The following is a 23,251-nucleotide window of genomic DNA, read 5'->3' on the forward strand; positions in this document are numbered from 1 at the left end:
GCATGCGCCTGTGCACCATGACCCTGGACGGCCAGGAGGACGTCGGCATCGCGGTCGACGGCGGGATCGTCCCGCTCAGCACCGTCGCCGAGCTGACCGGGGCCACGCTCGGCCCGACGCTGCTGGACGTCGTCGTCGGCGACCGGCTCGGGCGGATCCGGGAAGCGCTGGCCGATCCCGAGCTGCGGGCCAAGGCCGTACGGTCCGCCGAGGTGACCTTCGGACCCCTGTACCGGAATCCGCCCAAACTCTGGGGCGTCGGGCTGAACTACCGGCGGCACGCCGACGACCTGGAGGTCGAGCAGCCCAGCGGCACCCCCGGGTCGTACCTGCGCCCGAGCAGCTGCGTCATCGGCCACGGCGACGAGATCGTCCTGCCGGTCCAGTCGGACCGCGTCACGGCGGAGGCGGAGCTGGGTGTGGTGATCGGGCGGACCTGCCGGGACGTCGCGCCGGAGGACGCCGAGTCCGTCATCTTCGGCTACACGACCGTGCTGGACATGACGGCCGAGGACGCGATCCGCATCAACCCGCGCTACATCCCGTGGTCCAAGGCGTTCGACACGTTCTGCAGCCTGGGCCCCTGGGTGGTGACGCCGGACGAGGTGGGCGAGCTGGCCTCGACACGGATCGCCACCGTGGTGAACGGGCGGACGATCGCCACCAACCAGGTGTCGGCCATGATGCGCGACCCGCACTGGCAGGTCGGCCACTTCTCCGGCGGCATGACGCTCGACGCCGGGTCCGTCATCGCCACGGGGACGCCCGGGGCCGGGGTCATCCGGGACGGCGATGTCGTCGAGGCCGTGGTCGAGGGGATCGGCACGCTCCGGAACACCGTGCGCCAGGCCACCCGGTAGCCGAAGAAGCGGCAGGAGCCCGGGAAGGGGCGGCAATGGATCTGGGTGTATCCGGACGGACCGCGCTCGTGTGCGCGTCCACGGACGGTCTCGGCCGTGCGGTCGCCGAGGCGCTCGCGCACGAGGGCGCCGACGTCGTGGTGTGCGGCCGTCGCGCGGAACTGGCTCGCGACATTGCGGCGAAGCTGCCCTCCGCCGTCGGCATCGGCGCCGACCTGCTGGCGCCGACGGGCGCGGCCGAACTGGTGGAGCGGGCCACCGCCGCGTTCGGGCCGATCGGCATCCTGGTCCTCAACGGCCCGGGGCCCCGTCCCGCGCCGGTCACCGGCATCGAGGCCGACGAGCTCGGCGCGGCGGTCGACTCGCTGGTGACGGCGCACCACCGTCTGCTGTCCCGCACGCTGCCGCACATGCGGCAGCAGCGGTGGGGGCGGGTGCTCGCCATCGGGTCCAGCGCGGTGGTCGCACCCATCGCAGACCTCGCGCTCTCCGGTGTCGGCCGCACCGCGCTGGCCGCCTATCTGAAGATGCTCGCCACCGAGGTGGCCTCCGACGGAGTGACCGTCAACATGCTGCTCCCCGGGCGCATCGCCACACACCGCGTGGAGCAACTGGACGCGGGGCGCGCCGCCCGGTCGGGCCGGACCGTGGAGGAGGAGCGCGCGCAGTCCGCCGCCCGCATCCCGATGAACCGGTACGGCACGCCGGAGGAGTTCGCGCGGTGCGCCGCCTTCCTGTGCAGCGACGCGGCGGCCTACGTCACGGGTACGGCACTGCGCTGCGACGGCGGGCAGTCGCCGGTCCTGTGAGTACGACGCCTCGGGGCGGGCGGGTGTTCTCGGGGCGGGCGTTTTCGGGGTGGGCGGGTGATGCTGGTGAGCGGACAGCCCTGCGAGAAGGGCAGGAGGCTCGACCAGGTGACCGCCGTCAACCCGATGAACAGCGCCTCGGTGCTGGCCGCCTTCGGCGCGCTCGGCGTCCTGGTGGTGGTCTTCGCGGAGTCCGGCCTGCTGGTCGTCGGTTTCTTCCTGCCCGGTGACACCCTGCTGTTCCCGGCCGGAGTGCTGTGCGCCGACACCGCGCAGCAGGCGCCTCGGCTGGCGCTGTGGCAGGTGCTGCTGTGCGCGGCCGTCGGGGCGGTGGCCGGCGGGCAGGTGGGATATCTGATCGGGCGGCACGGCGGACGGGCCCTGCTGGCCCGTACCTCCAGCCGGCGGGTGAAGGCGGCGGCCGTGCGGGCCGAGAGGCTGCTGGCGCGGTACGGCTACGGGAAGGCACTGGTCATCGGGCGGTTCGTGCCGTTGCTGCGGACGGTGCTGCATCCCGTGGCCGGGGTGCTCGACGTGCCCGTGCGGCCCTTCACGATCTGGCAGACCGTGGGCGGGGTGCTGTGGTCGCAGCTGCTCGTCCTCGCCGGTTACACCCTCGGTGCCTCGGTCCCGCACATCGACGACTATCTGCTGCCGCTGGTCGCCGTGGTCGTGGTCCTGTCGATGCTGCCCCTCCTGGCCGAGGCACGCCGAGCCCGCCGAGCCCGCCGAGCGCGCCGCTGATAGTGCCCCGTGGCAGTCGGGGCCGCCGCCGGGCGGTGCCGTTGTCGAAGGTCCCGTCCATGAACAACTGCACCCCGGCCATCCACCGCGGCGCGCCGCCGGTGCCCCGGAGCCGGACCGGCTCGGCCACGGCGTCCTCGTCCGCCCCGGCCCGGCGCCAGGACGCGATCCGCGGCCGCAGGGGCAGGCTGTGCCGGTGAGTCCGGACGCGGCCAGGGCGCGCGGCACCTCGGCCTCGGTGGGCCGGGGACGACAGCCTCGCCGGGTGCGCAGGCGGCGTCCGCCGGCACCAGCCCGGTGGGCCGGCCATCGGAATCGCAGACGATCAGCGCGCCCGACGTGAACCGGCTGGGACCGCCGATGTCCGCGCGGTGCAGCGCGCGCTCGCCGTCCGGCGCCGAGTGCGCGTCGAACAGGTCGACGAGGCGGAAATGCCGTCGGGCACTGAGCCGGGGTCCAGGCCCCCAGCCGCGCGGCCAGGCGCCCGCCGCAGCCCTCGTACCGCCGTGGCCGGCGCGGTCCGTACGGCGGTCAGACCCTGGCAGCCGGACAGGTCGACGCCCATGGTGCGGTCGGCGCCGGACATCGGATGCAGACGGCCGTCGGTGCGGCCCGCGGTCACCACCGCCCCGCGCAGGTCCACGACCCTGCTGCCGGGTCCGGCGAGGACACGGGCCTCCCGGTCGCCGTCGGACGGCCGCTCACTGGCCGCCGGTGATCCGGGGGCCTGGTGCGGCTGTCGGACACCGTGACGGGCGCACCACGCGCCCGCCTCGCCGGCCACCACGGGCCTGTGCATGCGGTGGCGTTCGGCCCGGACGGGCGCGTGGCAGCCGCCGGCAGTGACGACGACACGGTGCGGCTGTGGGATGCGGCCACCGCGAGGACCGGGCCCTCTTCACCGGGCGGGAAGCCGATCCGCCCGCTCTCTGCGCCGAGAGCGGTGTGCGCAAGCGCCCCGCCCTCCCGGGGCCGAGCAGCCGGAGAGCAGGCCGGCGACATCTGCCTTGGCCCTGCCGGCCGGTCTGGTGGTGCCCTCGGCGGCGTACGCACTGCGCCGCGCGGCTCAGCGCAGGCTGCGGTTCTTGGGGCGTTTGCGGTTGACACGGGCGGGGCGCTGGAGCGTGGCCAGTTCGCCGATCTCCGCGCGGACATGGGGCGGGTCACCCCGGCGGGAATCGCCCGCGCACCACCAGCACGGCCGTCCGTTGGCCTCCCGCGGGTGCATGCCGAGGTCATGGACGGTGCACAGGGGCCACGCCCGCCACAGACACTCCGTCACCGTCTCCTGGACGGCGTCGGCGACGGCCGTCAGGGCCTCGGCGGCGGACTCCGTCGGGGAGCAAGGAGGCGCCATGCGCTTCGCCGTCGGCGAGAGCCACATGGACGTGCTCGTCCAGGCCTCCGGCCTCGGGGTAGGCGATCAGGCGCAGCGGACGCTGTCCGGGGACGGTGACCGCCAGATCGCGGTTGACGGCCGCCAGCGCCTCGTCCCACAGCGGATATTCACCGGCGAGCACGAGGCGCGGCTCGGGCAGACCGAGGAAGGCACACATGAGCACATCCTCACAAACGCACGGCGCACTGCTGCGGCCGCCACGGCCGGCATACCGGCGACAGGGCCCAAGGACGCGTGCTGGACGGGCACATGACGAACCGTGAGACTGGACGGGTCCGGCACCCCGCGCCCCGGTTCTTCAGGACGGTGACCCATGGATGAGGCACTCCCCCGCGTCGAACTCACCCCTCGGGCCGCGGATCTGGTGCGGCGACTGCACGCCGATCACGGCCCGCTGATGTTCCACCAGTCCGGCGGCTGCTGCGACGGCAGCGCGCCCATGTGCTACCCGGACGGCGAGTTCCGTACCGGCGACTCGGACGTGCTGCTCGCGGAGCTGGCGGTGGACGGGGTGACCGAGCCCGTCACCTTCTGGATGTCCCGGAGTCAGTACCAGGCGTGGAGCCACACCCGGCTGATCGTGGACGTCGTCCCCGGACGGGGCAGCGGCTTCTCACTGGAGGCACCCGAGGGGGTGCGTTTTCTCACCCGTTCTCGCGTAGTCGACGCCTAGTCGGCCCGGTGCTCGCCGCGCTCTGGTCCACTGCCCCGTAGAACCCGTACGGAACCTGTACGGCCATATCCGTACGCAGGGACAGTTGACGAGACATCAGGGGGCACGGTGACCAGACGTCGCAGGTGTTCGGCAGCGGGCAGAGCGGTTCTCACGGTGGTCACGGCGTTCGGTGTGCTGGCCGGTGCGGCCCTGGCGGGGGCGGCGCCGGCCGGTGCGGTTCCGGCCGGCGAGCGGATCGCTCCGGGCGTCACCTACCGGCAGTTCGACGTCGACGCGGCCGCGGGCACGGCACACGCCCATCTGCTCACGGTCGATCTGGCCGATCCGCATGTCCGCGTGGGCCTGCTGCACCCGGGCGCGGTGGCGGCCCGGGCCACCGTCTCCGGGATGGCGGACTCGGCCGGGGCGGTCGCCGGGGTCAACGGTGACTTCTTCCACATCACCGAGACCCAGCATCCGGGCGTGCAGGCCACCGGCGCGAGCGTCGGACCGGCGATCGCGGACGGGCAGGTGCTGAAGGCGGCGGTGCCGGACGGGCAGCGGTTCGGGCCCACGCTGCCGCCGGGGACGAGCACCCGGGACGTCTTCGGCGTCGGCACCGACCGGCGGGCCCGGCTGGACCGCCTCTCCCTCGTCGGCCGCGTCGCCACGCCGGAGGGCACCTTCCCGCTGAAGGGCCTCAACCAGTACGCGCTCGCGCAGAACTCCGTCGGCGCCTTCACCTCACGCTGGGGCAGCGCCTCGCGGATGCGCGCCGTGTGCGGCAGCGACATCGAGCGGTCGGCGCCGTGCAGCACCGACACCCACGAGGTGAGGGTCCAGGGCGGCCGGGTGGTCTCCGCCTCCGACACGCCGGGAAGCGGGGCGATCCCGGCGGACACCACGGTCCTCGTGGGCCGCGAGGAGGGTGCGCAGCGGCTGCGCAAGCTGTCCGTCGGTGACGCGGTGACCGTGACGCACACCCTGGCGGCGGCCTCGTCCAGGGTGCCGTACGCGTTCGCGATCGGCGGGTTCCCCGTCCTGCGGCACGGCAAGGCGCTGTCCGGTCTGGACGACGTCACCTCGACGGTGCGCACGGTCGTGGGCTTCAGGGGCGGCGGACGGCAGTTGCTGATCCTGGCGCTGGACGGGGCCGCCGCCTATCGGACCGGCCTGACGGTCGCGGAGGAGACCGACGTCATGCGTCTGCTGGGCGCGTCCGACGCGTTCAACCTCGACGGCGGCGGTTCGACGGAGCTGGTCACCCGTGACGACGGAGCGCGCGCCGTGACGGTCCGCAACCATCCGAGTACGGGCACCGAACGCCCCGTCGCCAATGGGATCGGCGTCTTCTCGACCCCCTGAGCCAGGGCTGATTCAGGGCCGCAGGCCGCTCACCAGCTCGGCGGTCGTCATGAGCCCGCTGTGGATGGTGGGCGCCATGCTCGTGCCGGCCAGGAAGAAGCCGAGCAGCATGCAGACCAGGGCGTGGGACATCTTCAACGCGCAGTTGCGAATGAAGATCACGGCCAGGATCAGGAGCAACAGCACCACAGAGATGGAAACGGCCATCGGGAACCTCCTCCGCCACGCCCGTTGAGCGCGTTCGGCCGCAAGTGTGGCGTAGCGGAGGGTTTGTCCGGGCGGCTGACGTGTCCCCCAAACGTGTGGTGTCTCGCGCTCGGGCGGGCGTCGGGGAAGGCCTCGGACCTGCCAGACCGGCGCAGAAGCCCACCCCGGGTGGGGCGGGCTTCACGCGCTCGGTGTCAGGGTGCCTGGAGGTCGACCAGTTGGGCCAGCGCCTCCCGATGGGCCCCCGCCGTGCCGTAGGCGATGGAGTCCGCCTTGGCCCGCTTGAGGGACAGGTGGACCGGGTGCTCCCAGGTCATGCCGATCCCGCCGTGCAGTTGCAGCGCCTCCTCGGTGGCGTGGACGGCGACGGGCGCCGCGTACGCCTGGGCGACGGCGACCGACACGTCGGTGTCCTCGCCGGAGGCCAGCGCGTCGGCGGCCGCACGGGCCGCCGCCCGCAGGTTGACGACCTCCAGCCACAGCTGGGCGAGCCGGTGCTTGAGCGCCTGGAATCCGCCGACCGGCCGGTTGAACTGCTTGCGCTCCTTCAGGTAGCGGACCGTCTCGGTCAGCGCCCAGTCGGCCACGCCGAGTTGCTCGGAGGCCAGCAGCCCGGCGGCGGTGCGCAGCGCCCTCCGTACGGCGGGTTCCGCGTCGCCGACACGGCGGCCGGGAGCGCCCTCCAGGCGTACCGCCGCCAGCGGCCGGGTCAGGTCCAGGGAGATCTGCGGGGTGATCGTCACGGCGTCGGCCGGGACGGCGTACAGGCCGCCGTCGTCGGCCGGGACGAGCAGGACGTCGGCCACGGCCGCGTCGGCGATGCCCGTCAACTCGCCGTGCAGGGCGCCGTTCTGCAGCCGCACGGTCTTCACCTCGGCGCCCGGGGCCGTGTGCAGCCCGACCGCGAGGGCGCCGATGGTCCGGCCGGAGGCCAGCTGCCCCAGCAGTTCCTCGTCACCGCAGGCCAGCAGGGCCTCGGTGGCCACGACCGCGCTGGTGAGATAGGGCACGGGTGCGACCGCCCGGCCCAGCTCCTCCAGTACGACGGCGACTTCGCGGGGTGAGGCGCCCTGGCCGCCCTGCTCGTCGGGCACCAGGAGCCCGGCCAGGCCCATGCCCTCGGCGAGGGACTTCCACAGGGCGAGGTCGTGCGGGGTGTCCGACTCGACGCGGGCGATGACGTCCGTCGGTGCGCAGTGGTCCGTGAGCAGGTCGCGGACGGCCGCCCGCAGCGCCTCTTCCTCCTCCGAGTACAGCAGGTCGGTCATCGGGCCAGGTCCTTCCATGCGACGTCCTTGTCGGTGCGCGGCTCGGCGGGCAGGCCGAGGACCCGTTCGGCGACGATGTTCAGCAGGACCTCGCTGGTCCCGCCCTCGATGCTGTTGCCCTTGGAGCGCAGATAGCGGTAGCCGGCGTCACGGCCGGTGAAGTCGACCAGCTCCGGACGGCGCATGGTCCAGTCGTCGTACCACAGGCCCTCTTCGCCGCGGAGTTCGACCTCCAGGCCGCTGATCTCCTGGTTGAGGCGGGCGAAGGCGAGCTTCATGCCGGAGCCCTCGTAGCCGGGCTGGCCGGCGACGAGCTGCTGGCGCAGGCGTTCGGCGGTGAGGCGGGAGACCTCGGCCTCGACCCACAGCTTGAGCAGCCGCTGGTGCAGCTCGTGGGTGCGCAGTTCGGGGCGTTCGCGCCAGGTCTTGGCGACCGGGCCGATCATGCCGCCCTCGCGGGGCAGGGCCATGCCGCCGATGGAGACACGCTCGTTCATCAGCGTGGTCTGGGCGACCCGCCAGCCGTCGCCGACCGCGCCGAGGCGGCGGGTGTCGGGGATGCGGACGTCGGTGAGGAAGACCTCGTTGAACTCGGCCTCGCCGGTGATCTGGCGCAGCGGCCGGACCTCGACGCCCGGGTCGGTCATGTCGCAGAGGAAGTAGGTGATGCCGGCGTGCTTGGGCACGTTCGGGTCGGTGCGGGCGATGAGGATGGCCCAGCGGGCGATGTGCGCGCTGGACGTCCACACCTTCTGCCCGTTGACGACCCAGTCCTCGCCCTCCCGTACGGCCCGGGTGCCGAGCGCGGCGAGGTCGGAGCCGGCGCCGGGCTCGCTGAACAGCTGGCACCAGACCTCCTCCCCGGTCCACAGGGGCCGCAGGAAGCGCTGCTTCTGCTCGTCCGTGCCGTACTTGAGGATCGTCGGCGCGGCCATGCCGAGGCCGATGCCGATGCGCCGGGGGTCGTTGTCGGGGGCGCCCGCGGCCTCCAGTTCGGCGTCCACGACGGCCTGCAGGGCGCGTGGGACGCCCAGACCGCCGAGGCCCTCCGGGTAGTGGACCCAGGCGAGGCCCGCGTCGAAGCGGGCGCGCAGGAAGTCCAGGCGGTCGGTGCTCGCAGGGGGATGCGCGGCCAGCAACTCCCGTGTACGGCGGCGCAGTTCTTCGGCGTCGGTCATGCTGTCTCCTCCATCACCACGGCGATCCGGCCGGTGGAGCGGCCGTCCGCCACCTTCTGCACGGCCACGGCGGCCTCGCTCAGCGGCACCCGCTCGCTCACCAGGGGCTTGATCGCGCCCCGGGCGGCCAGCTCGGTGAGCTGCTCGTGGCACTGCAGGATCAGCTTCGGGTTCTTGGTGTTGTACAGGCCCCAGTGGAGGCCCAGGATCGAGTAGTTCTTCACGAGGGCGTGGTTGAGGGCGGGGCTCGGGATGGTGCCGCTGGCGAAGCCGACGACGACGATCCGGCCCTCGAAGGCGACGAGCTTGGCGGACTGGGCGTAGGCCTCGCCGCCGACGGGGTCGTAGATCACGTCCGCGCCCCGGCCGCCGGTGGCCTCCTTCACGGCCGCGATCACGTCCTCGCTGCGGCGGTCGACGACCACGTCACAGCCCAGCTCACGGGCCACGGCGGCCTTGTCCGCGCCGCCGACGACACCGATCACGGTGGCGCCGGCCGCCTTGCCGAGCTGGACGGCGGCACTGCCGACACCGCCGGCGGCGGCGTGCACGAGCAGGGTCTCCCCCGCTTCCAGACCGGCCCGGCGGTGCAGGCCGAACCAGCCCGTCTGGTAGCCGATGTGGAGCGCGGCGGCCTCGGCGTCGTCCAGCGACTCGGGCGCGGGCAGCAGGGCACGGGCGTCGGCGAGCGCGTACTCGGCGAAACCGCCGTACGGCAGCGCGGGGTTGGCGATCACGCGGCGGCCGTCCTCGGTCTCGCCGCAGATCTCCACGCCGGGTGTGAAGGGCAACGGCGGGCGCACCTGGTACTGGCCGCGGCACAGCAGCGCGTCCGGGAAGTTGATGTTGGCGGCGCGCACGCGCAGCAGCACCTGCCCGTCACCCGGTGCGGGCCGCTCCACCTCCGCGAGGCGCATCACCTCGCTCGGCTCGCCGTTCTCGTGCACTTGCCATGCCTGCATGCGGGGCCTCCACGGGACTGCTTCGTCTGACCGGGTCCGACGGCATACTAAGCGGTCGCTTGCCCATCAGGGAACAGGCGGCCGCACCCCGGCTCGCGTCGCGTGGGTCACGTCCGGGACGCCGGCCGCGCCCGTACGTGCATCCGCTCGCCCTGCGGCCCGAACAGACTCAGGAACTCCACCGGACCCTCGCCCGTCGACCCGAACCAGTGCGGCACGCGCGTGTCGAACTCGGCGGCCTCCCCCGCGGAGAGCACCACGTCGTGCTCGCCGAGGACCAGCCGCAGCCGGCCCGACAGCACATACAGCCACTCGTAGCCCTCGTGGGTGCGCGGATCCGGCTCCTGCTCGCGCTGCGGCTCCAGCACCTTGAAGGCCTGGAGGCCGCCGGGCTGGCGGGTGAGCGGCCAGTGGGTGCGCCCGCCCCGCACGATCGGCTTCGACCGCACCCGCGGATCCCCCACCGGCGGCGCGCCGACCAGTTCGTCCAGCGGCACCTGGTGGACCCGGGCGATCGGCAGCAGCAGTTCGAGGCTGGGTCTGCGCAGGCCGGACTCCAGCCGGGAGAGGGTGCTCACGGAGATGCCGGTGGCCTCGGACAGCGCGGCCAGGGTCACCTCCCGCTCCTTGCGGATGCGCCGCAGCCGGGGTCCCACCCCCGCGAGAACGTCGTCGGAACTCATGCCGGTATTGCAGATTCGGCAAACACGTTTGTCAATACCGCAGCGCCGGAGCAACGGTCGGAGACGGAGGTGGTCGGACCATCGACGAACGCGGGCTGACGACTGTCGCGGTCAACCACGGCGCACCCGTACGTCGCCGCACACCCGCGCCCACCGAACCGCGCACCCGGCGGAGCGTTGGTGCACCCTTGAGGAGATGCTGCTGACCCGGCTCGCCCAGGTGTCCCGGGAGGTCGCCGCGACGGCGGCCCGGTCCCGTAAGACCGCGCTGCTCGCCGAGCTGTTCCGGGAGGCGGAGGCGGACGACGTGCCGATCGTCATCCCCTACCTGGCCGGACGGCTGCCGCAGGGCCGGCTCGGCGTCGGCTGGAAGGTGCTCGGCCGCCCGGTGCCGCCGGCCGCCGAGTCCACCCTCACGGTCCGGCAGGTCGACGCGCTGCTCGGCGAGCTGGGCAAGGTGTCCGGTCCGGGTTCGCAGGCGGAGCGGACCCGGCTCGTCGGCGAGCTGATGGGCGCCGCCACCGAGGACGAGCAGCGTTTCCTGCTCGGTCTGCTCACCGGCGAGGTGCGGCAGGGCGCGCTGGACGCCGTCGCGGTGGAGGGCCTCGCCCAGGCCACGGACGCGGACCCGGCCGCCGTACGCCGGGCGGTGATGCTCGCCGGGTCGCTGCAGACGGTCGCCCAGGCCCTGCTCGCCGAGGGACCCGGGGCGCTGGACCGCTTCCGGCTCACGGTCGGCCGGCCCGTGCTGCCGATGCTGGCGCACAGCGCCTCCTCGGTCGCCGAGGCGGTGGAGAAGCTGGGCGCCTGCGCGGTGGAGGAGAAGCTGGACGGCATCCGGGTGCAGATCCACCGGGACGGCGACACGGTCCGTGTACACACCCGCACCCTGGACGACATCACCGACCGGCTGCCCGAAGTGACCGCTGCCGCGCTGCAGTTGGGGGGTGAGCGGTTCATCCTGGACGGTGAGGTGATCTCCTTCGACGCGGCCGGACGGCCCCGGTCCTTCCAGGAGACGGCGGGCCGGGTCGGCTCCCGCACGGATGTGGCGAAGGCGGCCGAGGAGGTCCCGGTCTCCCCCGTCTTCTTCGACGCCCTGTCCGTCGACGGCACCGACCTGCTGGACCTGCCCTTCGCCGAGCGGCACGCACAGCTGGCCCGGCTGGTGCCGGAGCCGATGCGGGTACGCCGGACGGTCGCCTCGGGACCGGAGGACATCGCGGTGGCGGAACGGTTCCTTGCCGAGACGCTGGCCCGCGGGCACGAGGGCGTGGTGGTCAAGGCGCTGGACGCGCCGTACAGCGCGGGCCGGCGCGGCGCCTCCTGGCTGAAGGTCAAGCCTGTCCACACCCTCGACCTGGTGGTGCTGGCCGCCGAGTGGGGGCACGGCCGCCGCACGGGCAGGCTCTCCAACCTCCACCTGGGTGCCCGCAACCCCGACGGCAGCTTCGCCATGCTCGGCAAGACCTTCAAGGGCATGACCGACGCGATGCTCGCCTGGCAGACCGAGCGGCTGCAGGAGCTGGCGGTCGAGGACAGCGGCTGGGTGGTCCGGGTGCGCCCCGAACTCGTCGTGGAGATCGCCTACGACGGCCTCCAGCGCTCCTCCCGCTATCCGGCCGGCGTCACCCTCCGTTTCGCCCGTGTGGTCCGCTATCGCGAGGACAAACGCCCCGAGGATGCCGATACGGTGGAGGCCCTGCTGGCGGCCCACCCGGAGGTCAGGCCGTGACGGTGCGTGCGACGCGGCGCAGCGCGGGACTGCTGTTGTTCCGGCACACCGATGAGGGACTTGAGGTGTTGCTGGGCCATATGGGAGGCCCGCTCTGGGCGAAGAAGGACGCGGGCGCCTGGACCGTGCCCAAGGGCGAGTACGAACCGGAAGAGCCCGCCTGGGAGGCCGCCCGGCGGGAGTTCCAGGAGGAACTGGGGCTGGCGCCGCCCGACGGGACGGCCGTACCGCTGGGCGAGGTCGTGCAGAAGAACGGCAAGATCGTCACCGCGTGGGCCGTCGAGGCGGACCCGGACCTGACGGGCTTCAGCCCCGGCACCTTCACGATGGAGTGGCCGCCGAGGTCCGGCCGGGTGCGGGAGTTTCCGGAGCTGGACCGGGTGGAGTGGCTCGGTCTGGAGCGGGCCCGTGAGCTGGTCGTCGCGGCGCAGACCGCGTTTCTCGACCGGCTGGCGGAGCACTCGGGCTGAACAGGGGCCTTTCGCGTTGCGGCTTGCCCGGCCGCGCGCGAAGGTCGAAGCAAGCCCGCTCCCAGGGAGGTCAGCCATGCCCATCGCGACGGTGAACCCGGCGAACGGCGAGACGCTCAAGACGTACGAGCCCATGGATGAAGAGGAGCTGGAACGCCGGCTTCAGCTCGCCGAGGCCACGTTCCGCACGTACCGGACGACCACCTTCGCCGACCGCGCCCGGCTGATGAACGAGGCCGCCGGCCTGCTGGACGAGGATCAGCAGGAGATCGCCAGGGTCATGACCACCGAGATGGGCAAGCCGATCAAGCAGGCCCGCGCGGAGGCCGCGAAGTGCGCCAAGGCGATGCGCTGGTACGCCGAACGCGCCGAGGGTCTGCTGGCCGCCGAGGAGCCCCCGGAGTCGGACGTGAAGGACTCCGGCGCCTCCCGGGTCCGGGTCCGCTACCGGCCGCTCGGCCCCGTCCTCGCGGTGATGCCGTGGAACTTCCCGCTGTGGCAGGTGGTCCGGTTCGCCGCGCCCGCGCTGATGGCGGGCAACGTGGGCCTGCTCAAGCACGCTTCCAACGTCCCCCAGACGGCCCTGTACCTGGAGGACCTGTTCCACCGGGCGGGCTTCACGGAGGGCTGTTTCCAGACGCTGCTGGTCGGCTCGGCCGCGGTGGACGACATCCTGCGCGACGAGCGGGTGAAGGCGGCGACGCTGACGGGCAGCGAGCCCGCGGGCCGGGCGGTCGCCTCCACCGCCGGTGAGATGATCAAGAAGACGGTGCTGGAGCTGGGCGGCAGCGACCCGTACGTCGTCATGCCCTCAGCCGACCTGGACCGGGCGGCCCAGGTGGCGGTGACCGCGCGGGTGCAGAACAACGGGCAGTCCTGTATCGCGGCCAAGCGGTTCATCGTGCACACCGACGTCTACGACACGTTCGCCGAGAAGTTCGTCGCCGGTATGAAGGCGCTCAAGGTCGGTGACCCGCTGGAGGAGGACACCGAGGTCGGGCCGCTCTCCAGTGAACAGGGGCGCAGCGATCTGGAGGAGCTGGTCGACGACGCGAAGCGCAGCGGCGCCGAGGTGCTGTGCGGCGGCGAGCGGCCGGACGGGCCGGGCTGGTACTACCCGCCGACCGTGCTGGCCGGGATCACCCGGGAGATGCGCATCCACCGGGAGGAGGCGTTCGGACCGGTGGCCACGCTGTACCGGGCCGACGACGTGGACGAGGCACTGCTCATCGCCAACGACTCGCCCTTCGGGCTGAGTTCCAACGTGTGGACGCGGGACGAGAGCGAGGTGGAGCGGTTCACCCGCGACCTGGAGGCCGGGTCCGTGTTCGTCAACGGGATGACCGCCTCCCATCCGGCGTTCCCGTTCGGCGGGGTCAAGCGGTCCGGGTTCGGGCGTGAGCTGTCCGGGCACGGAATCCGCGAGTTCTGCAACATCACCACGGTTTGGCAGGGTGCGTGAGCGCTGCGCGGCTAGCATCCGGTTTGTGAACGGCGAAGTGACTCTGCCTCTGATCGTGGACGACCGTGGGGCCCTGCAGGTGGCTGCGGCCGACGTGAGTAAGTTGCTGCGGACCGTGGGCGCTCGGTGGCTGCATCTGGTCGACGGCGGGGAGCCGGGGCTGGACGAGGACACGGTGGCCGCTTTGACCATTGAGCTGGCCAAGCTGGCGGACCGCATCGACGTGGCGTGCATCGCGCACAGCAGCGGGGCGCCCTAGGGGGTGCCGACCGGCCTGATCCAAACGACACCCCCTGGGCCGCCTTGCGGGCTGCCGCACCGCTGCCCCACTGCTTCCCCGCCGTAACAGTCGTCATCGAATTTCCCCTCGTCCGGCGGTGGAATTCGCCCTTCGAGCCTCCCCCTGGGTCCCCGATTCGGAGTAACCCAACGCGAGATCGTCGTCCTCCTGGGTGACGGTGGGGGGAGCACCCACAAGAGGTGAACCACCTTCTGGCCGGTGGGCGAAGGCCCGCCGAAAGCGGAAAGCAGGGACGGTTCATGGCGACTTTGTGCAGACCCTCGGTGTCGGTCCCGGAGCACGTGATCACGATGGAGGAGACGCTGGAGCTGGCGCGCTCCCGCCACGCGGACCACCCTCAACTGGCACTCGCGCTGCGCCTCATCGAGAACACGGGCGTCAAGACCAGGCACATCGTGCAGCCCATCGAGGAGACCCTGAAGCACCCCGGCTTCGAGGAGCGCAACAAGCTCTACGAGGCCGAGGCCAAGGCCCGGGTCCCGGCAGTGATCCAGCGGGCGCTGGACGACGCGGAGCTGCTCACCAGCGACATCGACGTGATCGTCTACGTGTCGTGCACGGGCTTCATGATGCCCTCGCTGACGGCGTGGCTGATCAACGAGATGGACTTCGACTCCACCACCCGCCAGCTCCCCATAGCCCAGCTGGGCTGCGCGGCCGGCGGGGCGGCGATCAACCGGGCGCACGACTTCTGCTCGGCCTACCCGAACGCCAACGCGCTCATCGTGGCCTGCGAGTTCTGCTCGCTGTGCTACCAGCCCACCGACCTCGGCGTCGGTTCGCTGCTCTCCAACGGCTTGTTCGGCGACGGCATCGCCGCCGCCGTCGTACGCGGAAACGGCGGTACGGGCGTGCGTCTGGAGCGAAACGGCTCCTACCTGATCCCGAAGACGGAGGACTGGATCGCCTACGACGTCCGGGCCACCGGCTTCCACTTCCTGCTGGACAAGCGGGTGCCCGCGACCATGGAGCCGCTCGCCCCGGCGCTGAGGGACCTGGCCGGCATGCACGGCTGGGACGCGTCCGACCTGGACTTCTACATCATCCACGCGGGCGGGCCGCGCATACTCGACGACCTCAGCAAGTTCCTGGAGGTCGAGCCGCACGCCTTCCGGTTCAGCCGGGCCACGCTCACCGAGTACGGCAACATAGCCAGCGCCGTCGTCCTGGACGCGCTGCGCCGGATGTTCGACGAGGGCGGCGCCGAGGACAGGGCGCGCGGTCTGCTCGCCGGGTTCGGCCCCGGCATCACGGCCGAGATGACGGTCGGCCGCTGGGTCAACGGGAACGGCGACCCGCGATGACCGAGGAGATGACGCTCATCGAGGCCCCGCCCCCGATCCGGCAGTGGCCGGCGCTCGACCTGACCGGGACGGATTTCGACCCGGTGCTGACCGAGCTGATGGGCGAGGGACCGGTCACCCGCATCGAGCTGCCCAACGGCGAGGGCTGGGCCTGGCTGGTGACCCGGTACGACGACGTGCGCATGGTCGCCAACGACCCGCGCTTCAGCCGCGAGGCGGTCCTGGAGCAGTCGGTCACGCGACTCGCCCCGCACTTCATCCCGGACCGCGGCGCGGTCGGCTTCCTCGACCCGCCCGACCACACCCGGCTGCGCCGTGCGGTGGCCGCCGCGTTCACCGCGAAGGGTGTGGAGCGGGTACGGGAGAAGGCACGGGCCATGCTGGACGAGCTGGTCGACGAACTCCTGCAGGACGGGCCGCCCGCCGATCTCACCAGTGCGGTGCTCAGCCCGTTCCCGATCGCGGTGATCTGCGAGCTGATGGGCGTCCCGCCCTGCGACCGGCACACCATGCACACCTGGACCCAGCTGATCCTGTCCTCCTCGCACGGCAAGGAGGTCAGCGAGAAGGCCAAGCGGGACATGAGCGCCTACTTCGGCGACCTCATCGGACTGCGCGAGAACAGCACGGCCGAGGACGTCACCTCACTGCTCGGCGCCGCGGTGGGCCACGGCGAGGTCGCCCTGGAGGAGGCCGTCGGTCTGGCCGTTCTCCTCCAGATCGGCGGCGAGGCGGTCACCAACAACAGCGGGCAGATGTTCTACCTGCTGCTGACCCGCCCCGACCTGATGGAACGGCTGCGCGCCGAGCCGGGGATCCGGCCGCAGGCCATCGACGAGCTCCTGCGCTACATCCCGCACCGCAACGCGGTCGGGCTGTCCCGGATCGCGAGGGAGGACGTGGAGATCAAGGGCCACCGCATCCATGCGGGCGACGCGGTCTATGTCTCCTACCTGGCGGCCAATCGCGACCCGGACGTCTTCCCCGACCCGGAGACCATCGACTTCTCCCGCAGCCCGAACCCGCATGTGGCGTTCGGTTTCGGCCCGCACTACTGCCCCGGCGGCCAGCTCGCCCGGCTGGAGTCGCAGTTGCTGGTGAACGCCCTGCTGGACCGGGTTCCGGGCCTGAAGCTGGCCGTACCGCCACAGCAGGTGCCCTTCAAGAAGGGCGCGCTGATCCGGGGTCCCGAGGCCCTGCCGGTGACCTGGTGAGCCACCGATGACACAGACCGAGGGACTGCTCGTGCCGCCGGGCCACGGCCGGGTCGTGGCGGCACCGGCGCAGCGTGTGACGTTCAAGGTCACCGGCGCCCACTCGCGGATCGCCTCCACCTTCGAGGTGGAGGTCCCGCCGGGCTTCGACGTGGGCGCCCATGTGCACACGCGCAGCGAGGAGCTTTTCTACGTCCTCGACGGCGAGCTGGACGTGCTCGCCTTCGAGCCGCGCATCCGCACACCGGACAACTGGCAGAAGTGGGAGTCCAGTTCGGGCAGCCGGGTGGTGCGGGCGACTCCCGGCACGGTCATCGTCGTACCGCCGGGGTGCCCGCATGCGTTCGCGAACCCGACGGACACCCCCGCGAAGATGTTCTTCCAGGCGAGCCCGCCACCGGATCACGAGCGCTATTTCGAGGAGCTGCTGGAGATCCTGGGCGACGGGGGTCCGCCGGACCAGGAGGCGATCGAGGCGCTGAGGGCGAAGTACGACATCGAGCAGCTCACACCGCTCAGGCATCGGTGAGTGTCCTTACCGGATGGGCATCCCGGCCAGGGTCCGCGCGATGACGAGCCGCTGGATCTCGCTCGTACCCTCGAAGATCGTGTAGATCGCGCTGTCCCGGTGCATCCGCTCGACCGGGTACTCACGGGTGTAACCGTTCCCGCCCAGAATCTGGATCGCCTGAGCGGTGACCTTCTTCGCGGTCTCACTGGCGAACAGCTTCGACATCGACCCCTCGGCCGCGGTGAACGGCCTGCCGTTGACCGCCATCCACGAGGCCCGCCACACCAGCAGCCGGGCGGCGTCGATCTGCGTCCGCATGTCCGCGAGCTGGAAGGCCACTCCCTGGTTGTCGATGATCGGCCGCCCGAACTGCTCCCGGGTCCTGGCGTAGTCGAGGGCGACCTCGTACGCGGCCCGGGCGGTGCCGACCGCCATGGCGCCGACCGCGGGGCGGGAGGCCTCGAAGGTCGCCATCGCCGCGTTCTTGACGCGCTCGCCGCCCGCCTTGGCCTTCTCGCGGGCCCGCGCGAGCCGCTCGTCCAGCTTCTCCTTGCCCCCGAGCAGGCAGGAACCGGGGACGCGGACGTTGTCGAGGATGACCTCGGCGGTGTGCGAGGCCCGGATGCCGTGCTTCTTGAACTTCTGGCCCTGGGCGAGACCCGGCGTGCCCGGCGGGACGATGAAGGAGGCGTGGCCCTTGGAGCCCAGCTCCGGGTCGACGCAGGCCACGACGACGTGGACGCCCGCGATGCCGCCGTTGGTCGCCCAGGTCTTCGTGCCGTTGATCACCCACTCGTCCTTGGCCTCGTCGTACACCGCACGCGTGCGCATGGAGGCCACGTCGGAGCCGGCGTCGGGCTCGGAGGAGCAGAACGCGGCGACCTTGACGTCGTTCTGGTCGCCGTACATCTGCGGGATCCAGGTGCCGATCTGTTCCTCGGTTCCGTTGGCGAGAACGCCCACGGCGGCGAGACCCGTGCCGACAATGGAGAGGGCGATGCCCGCGTCGCCCCAGAACAGCTCCTCCATGGCCATCGGAATGCCGAGGCCGGTGGGGTCGAAGTACTGCTGTGCGTAGAAGTCGAGGGAGTAGATGCCGACCTTCGCGGCCTCCTGGATGACCGGCCAGGGAGTCTCCTCGCGCTCGTCCCACTCGGCGGCCGCGGGGCGGATCACGTCGGCGGCGAAGCCATGGAGCCAGTCCCGGACTTCCTTCTGTTCGTCGTTCAGCTCCATGGTGAACTCGGCCATGTCCCCTCCAGCGGCGGCGATGCGATGTTACTAGCGGTAACCCGAGTCTGTTACTGACGGGTAGGAAAGTCAACCGCAGATGGCGCCCGGCATCCCGTTCGATGTCAGGGGCACAGTCAGTGTTAGTTTGCGCAGGCGTCATCGAATCAGCACGGGTGGGGAGAGCACATGGACACCACACAGCGGACCGATCAGCAGCGGTCCGCCGACCGACGACGGCGCGGGCTGCTGGAGGCCGCCGACCGGGTGGTGCTGCGCGACGGCCCGCAGGCGTCGATGAACGCGATCGCGGCGGAAGCGGGGATCACCAAGCCGATCCTTTATCGCCACTTCGGCGACAAGGGCGGCCTTTACGCGGCTTTGGCCAAGCGGCACACGGATGCACTGCTCGATTCACTGCGGGCGGCGCTGGACGCTCCCGCCGAGAGGCGCGAGCGTGTCGAATCCACGCTGGACACCTACCTCGCGGCGATCGAGGCCAGGCCTCAGGTCTACCGGTTCCTGATGCATCCCGCGGAGGGCGGCGCCGGGGGCGACCAGGGGTTCGATGTCGGAAAGCATTCAGCTCCGCTGCTTCGGCGGATGGGTGAGGAGCTGGCCCAGGTCATCGAGGAGCGGGTGGATCTCGGACCGGAGAGTCAGCAGCTGGCGCGGGTGTGGGGGCACGGCATCGTCGGGATGATGCATGCGGCCGGCGACTGGTGGCTGGGGGAACGTCCTTGCTCCCGGGCCGAGTTGGTGCGGTCTCTCGCGGATCTGCTGTGGGGGCGTCTTGCGGCTGCGGGGGACAAAATGGGGGGTCCGGGGTTCTGACGGTCGCTCCCCGTGTGCGGGTGCGTGGGGGTTGCTCGTGCAGTCCCCCTCGCCCCTGAGTCGGACCGGTTCACCGGCGCCATGCAGCCCTGGAGATCTGCCTCGTCAATCTCCGCTTCCGCCACCCCGCCAGGTGATCGGCGTACACCCGGCCCTCCAGGTGGTCGCACTCGTGCTGAAGGCACCGTGCGAAGAAACCTGTGCCATGGATCGTGACCGGCTCTCCCGTCATCGTGAAGCCCTCGACCACCGCATGGTCGTAGCGCTCGGTCCCCGCTTCCAGGCCCGGCAGGGACAGGCAGCCCTCCGGGCCCCGGACGACCACGCCGTCCGTCTCCACCAGTCGCGGGTTCACCACATGCCCGAGGTGGCGCACATCGTCATCATCCGGGCAGTCGTAGACGAACACCCGCAAAGCCACCCCCACCTGATTCGCGGCCAGACCCACCCCCTGCGCCGCGTACATCGTGGCGAACAGATCCTCCACGAGTGCCGCCAGGCCGGGGCCGAAGTCGGTGACTTCCCGGCATTGCTCGCGCAGCGGTGCGTCTCCGAGCAGGGAAAGAGGCCGGACTCGCCCGTGGGCGCCCGGGATCGTGCCGTGTCGCATAGCGGCAAGGGTACGGTTCCTTCAGCTCATGCCCGCCGCACAGGCGTGGGCCGGGATTCGGGTGTGCGAATGGATCTCGATAGGCTTCAGGTCCACACCACGTTGCCGGATGGCCCCAGGCGCGGCGCGTACGCAAGGAGGATCGAGAACTGATGGCAGGCAACTCGGACCCGCTCACGCCGCGGGCCAAGCTGGCCGTGACCGCGGGCAAGGCGGTCGCTGCGGCATCACGTGCCGCGGGGCGCGGCAGCGGGTCGGTGATCGGTGGCCGGGTCGCGCTGAAACTCGACCCCGATCTGCTCGGACGGCTCGCCCAGAACCTGGACGTCGTCCTGGTGTCGGCCACCAACGGCAAGACGACGACGACCCGGCTGATCGCCGAGGCGCTGCGCGCCGCGGGCCCGGTCGTGTCGAACGCCCTCGGCGCCAACATGCCGGCCGGTATCACCTCCGCGCTCGCGGGCGGCTCGGAGGCGAAGTTCGGTGTCATCGAGGTCGACGAGAAGTACCTGGCCGGTGTGGCCAGGGACACCAGCCCCAAGTGCATCGCCCTGCTCAACCTCTCCCGCGACCAGCTCGACCGTGCCGCCGAGACCCGGATGCTCGCCGAGAACTGGCGCGAGGGCCTCGCCGGCTCCAAGGCCGTTGTCGTCGCCAACTGCGACGACCCGCTGGTGGTGTGGGCCGCGTCCTCCTCCCCGAACGTGGTCTGGGTCGCGGCCGGGCAGATGTGGAAGGACGACGCCTGGTCCTGCCCGTCCTGCGGTGGCGTGATGCAGCGCCCCGGGGACGACTGGTTCTGCGGTGAGTGCGGGTTCCGGCGGCCCACGCCGACCTGGGCGCTGTCCGGTGATCATGTGCTGGACCCGCACGGGTCCGCCTGGCCGATCCATCTGCAGCTTCCGGGCCGCGCCAACAAGGCGAACGCGGCCAGCTCCGCCGCCGTCGCGGCCGTCTTCGGGGTGCCGCCGCAGGTCGCCCTGGAACGGATGTACCAGGTGCAGGCCGTGGCCGGACGTTATGACGTCGTGCAGTTCCAGAACCGTGATCTGCGCCTGCTGCTGGCCAAGAACCCGGCCGGCTGGCTGGAGACGTTCTCCCTGATCGACCCGCCGCCCGCCCCGGTGATCCTGTCCGTGAACGCCCGCGGAGCCGACGGCACCGACACCTCCTGGCTGTGGGACGTCGACTACACCCGGCTGACCGGCCACCCGATCTTCGTCATCGGTGACCGGAAGCTGGACCTCGCTGTCCGCCTGGAGGTCGCGAACCAGCACTTCCAGGTCTGCGAGGACCTCGACCAGGCCGTGCAGATGTGCCCGCCGGGCCGTATCGAGGTCATCGCGAACTACACCGCGTTCCAGGACCTGCGCCGCCGCGTCGGCAACTGATCTTCGAAAGGCGATCACTCATGAGCGACAACCAACTGCGGCTGGTGTGGATCTACCCGGACCTGCTGAGCACCTACGGCGACCAGGGCAACGCCCTCGTCGTGGAGCGCCGGGCGCGGCAGCGCGGCCTGGACGTGGCCCGGCTCGACGTGCGCAGCGACCAGCCGGTCCCGACCTCCGGCGACATCTATCTGATCGGCGGCGGCGAGGACCGTCCGCAGCGGCTCGCGGCCGAGCGGCTGCGCCGTGACGGGCATCTGCAGCGGGCGGTGCAGAACGGCGCGATCGTCTTCTCCGTCTGCGCCGGCTACCAGATCCTCGGCCACGAGTTCGTCAACGACCTCGGCCAGCGCGAGCCCGGCCTCGGCCTGCTCGACGTGGTCTCGGTGCGCGGCGAGGGCGAGCGGTGCGTCGGTGACGTGCTCGCCGACATCGACCCGCAGCTCGGGCTGCCGCAGCTGACCGGCTTCGAGAACCACCAGGGCGTGACCCACGTCGGCCCGAGCGCCCGGCCCTTCGCCCACGTGAAGGTCGGCAACGGCAACGGCACCGGGGACGGCACGGAGGGCGCGTACAACGGGACCGTCTTCGGTACGTACATGCACGGCCCGGTCCTCGCCCGCAACCCGCAGATCGCCGATCTGCTGCTGAAGCTGGCGCTCGACGTCAACGCGCTGCCGCCGGTCGACGACCGCTGGTACGAGGCGCTCCGCAACGAGCGCATCGCGGCTGCGCAGCAGCCCGCGTGAACACTGCTGCGCAGCAGCCCGCGTAAGCGCCGCTCCAGCGGGAGTTCAGCGGGTCCCGGCAGGCTCGTGGCGGGCCCGCCTGACAGGCCGTCCGCTCACATGTGCGGGCGCGTCCAGCAGGCGGACGCCCGCTACGGCGCCACCCCCTCACGCCGGTAGGGTGGCCGGGAATCCGCCGGACAACGTGGTCCGGTTACCCGGCCCACGTTGAGAAGGTATTCGGGCTATGCGCATTGGTGTCCTCACGTCCGGCGGCGACTGCCCCGGCCTGAACGCCGTCATCCGGTCCGTCGTGCACCGTGCCGTCGCCGACCACGGCGACGAGGTCATCGGTTTCCGGGACGGCTGGAAAGGCCTCCTGGAGTGCGACTATCTCAAGCTCGACCTCGACGCCGTGGGCGGCATCCTGGCGCGCGGCGGCACCATCCTCGGCTCCTCCCGGGTGCAGCCCTCGCATCTGCGGGACGGCGTGGAGCGGGCGAAGGGCCATGTCGAGGAGCTCGGCCTGGACGCGATCATCCCGATCGGCGGCGAGGGCACGCTGAAGGCGGCCCGGCTGATGTACGACAGCGGGCTGCCGATCGTCGGCGTGCCGAAGACCATCGACAACGACATCGCTGTCACGGACGTCACCTTCGGCTTCGACACGGCCGTGGGGGTGGCGACGGAGGCGCTGGACCGGCTGAAGACGACCGCCGAGTCCCACCAGCGCGTGCTGGTCGTGGAGGTCATGGGCCGGCACACCGGCTGGATCGCGCTGCACTCCGGCATGGCGGCCGGCGCCCACGCCATCGTCGTCCCGGAACGGCCCTTCGACATCGAGGAGCTGGCGGCCAAGGTCGGCGAGCGGTTCGACGCGGGCAAGCGGTTCGCGATCGTCGTCGCGGCGGAGGGGGCCAAGCCGAAGGCCGGCACGATGGACTTCGACGAGGGTGGCAAGGACATCTACGGCCACGAGCGCTTCGCCGGGATCGCCCGGCAGCTGTCGGTCGAGCTGGAGCACCGGCTCGGCAAGGAGGCGCGGCCGGTGATCCTCGGACATGTGCAGCGGGGTGGCACGCCGACCGCCTATGACCGGGTGCTGGCGACCCGTTTCGGCTGGCACGCGGTGGAGGCCGTGCACCGCGGTGAGTTCGGCCGGATGACCGCCCTGCGCGGGACCGACATCGTCATGGTGCCGCTGGCGGAGGCCGTGGAGACGCTGAAGACGGTACCCTCCGGGCGCTACGACGAGGCGGAGTGCGTTCTCTGAGGTTCCGCTGATCTGCCGGGTGCGGGTCGTGCGTGGCTTGTCGCGCAGTTCCCCGCGC

The 23,251-nt window shown here is 71.7% G+C and carries 27 protein-coding genes; 18 read left to right on the plus strand and 9 right to left on the minus strand.

Annotated features, from left to right (window positions below):
* Positions 1 to 2 precede the first annotated feature (2 nt).
* From ACIGXP_RS02680 to ACIGXP_RS02695, 4 genes are all read left to right on the plus strand, one after another.
* Positions 3 to 860 (plus strand): fumarylacetoacetate hydrolase family protein, encoded by an 858-nt coding sequence (locus tag ACIGXP_RS02680; RefSeq protein WP_399763149.1) that lies wholly within the window; start codon positions 3 to 5, stop codon positions 858 to 860.
* Positions 861 to 895: 35 nt separating this feature from the next.
* Entirely contained in the window at positions 896 to 1,669 is a 774-nt protein-coding gene (locus tag ACIGXP_RS02685) for an SDR family oxidoreductase (protein ID WP_399763150.1), read from the plus strand.
* Positions 1,670 to 1,777: 108 nt separating this feature from the next.
* Positions 1,778 to 2,413, plus strand: a complete 636-nt coding sequence (locus ACIGXP_RS02690) for a DedA family protein (protein ID WP_399763558.1) — start codon at positions 1,778 to 1,780, stop codon at positions 2,411 to 2,413.
* A 59-nt stretch (positions 2,414 to 2,472) separates the two neighbouring features.
* Positions 2,473 to 2,613, plus strand: coding sequence for a hypothetical protein (locus ACIGXP_RS02695; RefSeq protein ID WP_399763151.1), 141 nt, complete (start codon positions 2,473 to 2,475; stop codon positions 2,611 to 2,613).
* A gap of 125 nt (positions 2,614 to 2,738) precedes the next feature.
* On the opposite strand, the gene ACIGXP_RS02700 is transcribed toward ACIGXP_RS02695, so the two are convergent.
* Positions 2,739 to 3,212: a hypothetical protein gene (locus ACIGXP_RS02700; protein ID WP_399763153.1), complete on the minus strand. Its 474-nt coding sequence runs from the start codon at positions 3,210 to 3,212 to the stop codon at positions 2,739 to 2,741.
* A 267-nt stretch (positions 3,213 to 3,479) separates the two neighbouring features.
* A complete protein-coding gene (locus ACIGXP_RS02705) occupies positions 3,480 to 3,770 on the minus strand; it encodes a hypothetical protein (protein ID WP_399763587.1) in 291 nt (96 codons plus the stop codon).
* Between ACIGXP_RS02705 and ACIGXP_RS02710 the strand changes: the two genes are divergently transcribed.
* The 3 genes from ACIGXP_RS02710 to ACIGXP_RS02720 all read left to right on the plus strand — a co-directional run bounded on the left by ACIGXP_RS02710 (position 3,769) and on the right by ACIGXP_RS02720 (position 5,832).
* Entirely contained in the window at positions 3,769 to 4,065 is a 297-nt protein-coding gene (locus tag ACIGXP_RS02710; protein ID WP_399763590.1) for a hypothetical protein, read from the plus strand. The two genes, ACIGXP_RS02705 and ACIGXP_RS02710, sit on opposite strands and share 2 nt — an antisense overlap.
* A gap of 60 nt (positions 4,066 to 4,125) precedes the next feature.
* Complete coding sequence (locus tag ACIGXP_RS02715; protein ID WP_363219009.1) at positions 4,126 to 4,485, plus strand: DUF779 domain-containing protein; 360 nt, start codon at positions 4,126 to 4,128, stop codon at positions 4,483 to 4,485.
* Positions 4,486 to 4,641: 156 nt separating this feature from the next.
* Positions 4,642 to 5,832, plus strand: a complete 1,191-nt coding sequence (locus ACIGXP_RS02720; RefSeq protein ID WP_399763155.1) for a phosphodiester glycosidase family protein — start codon at positions 4,642 to 4,644, stop codon at positions 5,830 to 5,832.
* Positions 5,833 to 5,844: 12 nt separating this feature from the next.
* Here the strand turns inward: ACIGXP_RS02720 and ACIGXP_RS02725 are convergent, their stop codons facing one another.
* The 5 genes from ACIGXP_RS02725 to ACIGXP_RS02745 form a co-directional block, all read right to left on the minus strand.
* Positions 5,845 to 6,039 carry a hypothetical protein gene (locus ACIGXP_RS02725; RefSeq protein WP_363219008.1) on the minus strand — a complete coding sequence of 65 codons (195 nt, stop codon included), beginning with the start codon at positions 6,037 to 6,039 and terminating at the stop codon, positions 5,845 to 5,847.
* 194 nt (positions 6,040 to 6,233) lie between these two features.
* Positions 6,234 to 7,307 (minus strand): acyl-CoA dehydrogenase family protein, encoded by a 1,074-nt coding sequence (locus ACIGXP_RS02730; protein ID WP_399763158.1) that lies wholly within the window; start codon positions 7,305 to 7,307, stop codon positions 6,234 to 6,236.
* Entirely contained in the window at positions 7,304 to 8,485 is a 1,182-nt protein-coding gene (locus tag ACIGXP_RS02735; protein WP_363219006.1) for an acyl-CoA dehydrogenase family protein, read from the minus strand. Before ACIGXP_RS02735 ends, ACIGXP_RS02730 begins: the two co-directional genes overlap by 4 nt.
* A complete protein-coding gene (locus ACIGXP_RS02740) occupies positions 8,482 to 9,447 on the minus strand; it encodes an NADPH:quinone oxidoreductase family protein (RefSeq protein ID WP_363219005.1) in 966 nt (321 codons plus the stop codon). Before ACIGXP_RS02740 ends, ACIGXP_RS02735 begins: the two co-directional genes overlap by 4 nt.
* Before the next feature lie 107 nt (positions 9,448 to 9,554).
* Positions 9,555 to 10,130: an XRE family transcriptional regulator gene (locus ACIGXP_RS02745; protein WP_363219004.1), complete on the minus strand. Its 576-nt coding sequence runs from the start codon at positions 10,128 to 10,130 to the stop codon at positions 9,555 to 9,557.
* Between the two features lie 196 nt (positions 10,131 to 10,326).
* Between ACIGXP_RS02745 and ACIGXP_RS02750 the strand changes: the two genes are divergently transcribed.
* From ACIGXP_RS02750 to ACIGXP_RS02780, 7 genes are all read left to right on the plus strand, one after another.
* Complete coding sequence (locus ACIGXP_RS02750; protein ID WP_399763164.1) at positions 10,327 to 11,865, plus strand: ATP-dependent DNA ligase; 1,539 nt, start codon at positions 10,327 to 10,329, stop codon at positions 11,863 to 11,865.
* A complete protein-coding gene (locus ACIGXP_RS02755; RefSeq protein ID WP_399763167.1) occupies positions 11,862 to 12,335 on the plus strand; it encodes an NUDIX domain-containing protein in 474 nt (157 codons plus the stop codon). Before ACIGXP_RS02750 ends, ACIGXP_RS02755 begins: the two co-directional genes overlap by 4 nt.
* A 76-nt stretch (positions 12,336 to 12,411) precedes the next feature.
* Positions 12,412 to 13,797: an NADP-dependent succinic semialdehyde dehydrogenase gene (locus ACIGXP_RS02760; RefSeq protein ID WP_399763170.1), complete on the plus strand. Its 1,386-nt coding sequence runs from the start codon at positions 12,412 to 12,414 to the stop codon at positions 13,795 to 13,797.
* Between the two features lie 25 nt (positions 13,798 to 13,822).
* On the plus strand, positions 13,823 to 14,056 hold the full coding sequence (locus ACIGXP_RS02765) for a DUF6213 family protein (protein ID WP_031160188.1): 234 nt from the start codon (positions 13,823 to 13,825) through the stop codon (positions 14,054 to 14,056).
* 281 nt (positions 14,057 to 14,337) lie between these two features.
* Positions 14,338 to 15,402, plus strand: coding sequence for a type III polyketide synthase (locus tag ACIGXP_RS02770; RefSeq protein ID WP_363218999.1), 1,065 nt, complete (start codon positions 14,338 to 14,340; stop codon positions 15,400 to 15,402).
* A complete protein-coding gene (locus ACIGXP_RS02775) occupies positions 15,399 to 16,616 on the plus strand; it encodes a cytochrome P450 (protein ID WP_363218998.1) in 1,218 nt (405 codons plus the stop codon). Before ACIGXP_RS02770 ends, ACIGXP_RS02775 begins: the two co-directional genes overlap by 4 nt.
* 7 nt (positions 16,617 to 16,623) lie before the next feature.
* A complete protein-coding gene (locus ACIGXP_RS02780) occupies positions 16,624 to 17,145 on the plus strand; it encodes a cupin domain-containing protein (protein WP_363218997.1) in 522 nt (173 codons plus the stop codon).
* A 6-nt stretch (positions 17,146 to 17,151) separates the two neighbouring features.
* Here ACIGXP_RS02780 and ACIGXP_RS02785 read toward each other — a convergent pair whose 3' ends face one another.
* Positions 17,152 to 18,378: an acyl-CoA dehydrogenase family protein gene (locus ACIGXP_RS02785; protein ID WP_399763177.1), complete on the minus strand. Its 1,227-nt coding sequence runs from the start codon at positions 18,376 to 18,378 to the stop codon at positions 17,152 to 17,154.
* 168 nt (positions 18,379 to 18,546) lie between these two features.
* Between ACIGXP_RS02785 and ACIGXP_RS02790 the strand changes: the two genes are divergently transcribed.
* Positions 18,547 to 19,191, plus strand: coding sequence for a TetR family transcriptional regulator (locus ACIGXP_RS02790; RefSeq protein WP_399763180.1), 645 nt, complete (start codon positions 18,547 to 18,549; stop codon positions 19,189 to 19,191).
* Positions 19,192 to 19,261: 70 nt separating this feature from the next.
* Here ACIGXP_RS02790 and def read toward each other — a convergent pair whose 3' ends face one another.
* Positions 19,262 to 19,801 carry a peptide deformylase gene (def, locus tag ACIGXP_RS02795; protein WP_363218992.1) on the minus strand — a complete coding sequence of 180 codons (540 nt, stop codon included), beginning with the start codon at positions 19,799 to 19,801 and terminating at the stop codon, positions 19,262 to 19,264.
* Between the two features lie 152 nt (positions 19,802 to 19,953).
* Here def and ACIGXP_RS02800 point away from each other — a divergent pair, with 152 nt between their 5' ends.
* The 3 genes from ACIGXP_RS02800 (at position 19,954) to ACIGXP_RS02810 (ending at position 23,193) form a co-directional block, all read left to right on the plus strand.
* Positions 19,954 to 21,192 carry a MurT ligase domain-containing protein gene (locus tag ACIGXP_RS02800; RefSeq protein ID WP_363218991.1) on the plus strand — a complete coding sequence of 413 codons (1,239 nt, stop codon included), beginning with the start codon at positions 19,954 to 19,956 and terminating at the stop codon, positions 21,190 to 21,192.
* A 20-nt stretch (positions 21,193 to 21,212) separates the two neighbouring features.
* A complete protein-coding gene (locus ACIGXP_RS02805) occupies positions 21,213 to 21,941 on the plus strand; it encodes a glutamine amidotransferase (protein ID WP_363218990.1) in 729 nt (242 codons plus the stop codon).
* A gap of 226 nt (positions 21,942 to 22,167) precedes the next feature.
* Positions 22,168 to 23,193 carry a 6-phosphofructokinase gene (locus ACIGXP_RS02810; protein WP_363218989.1) on the plus strand — a complete coding sequence of 342 codons (1,026 nt, stop codon included), beginning with the start codon at positions 22,168 to 22,170 and terminating at the stop codon, positions 23,191 to 23,193.
* Positions 23,194 to 23,251: the final 58 nt, after the last annotated feature.

This window comes from Streptomyces sp. NPDC053069 (assembly GCF_044546895.1).
GTDB lineage: Bacteria > Actinomycetota > Actinomycetes > Streptomycetales > Streptomycetaceae > Streptomyces.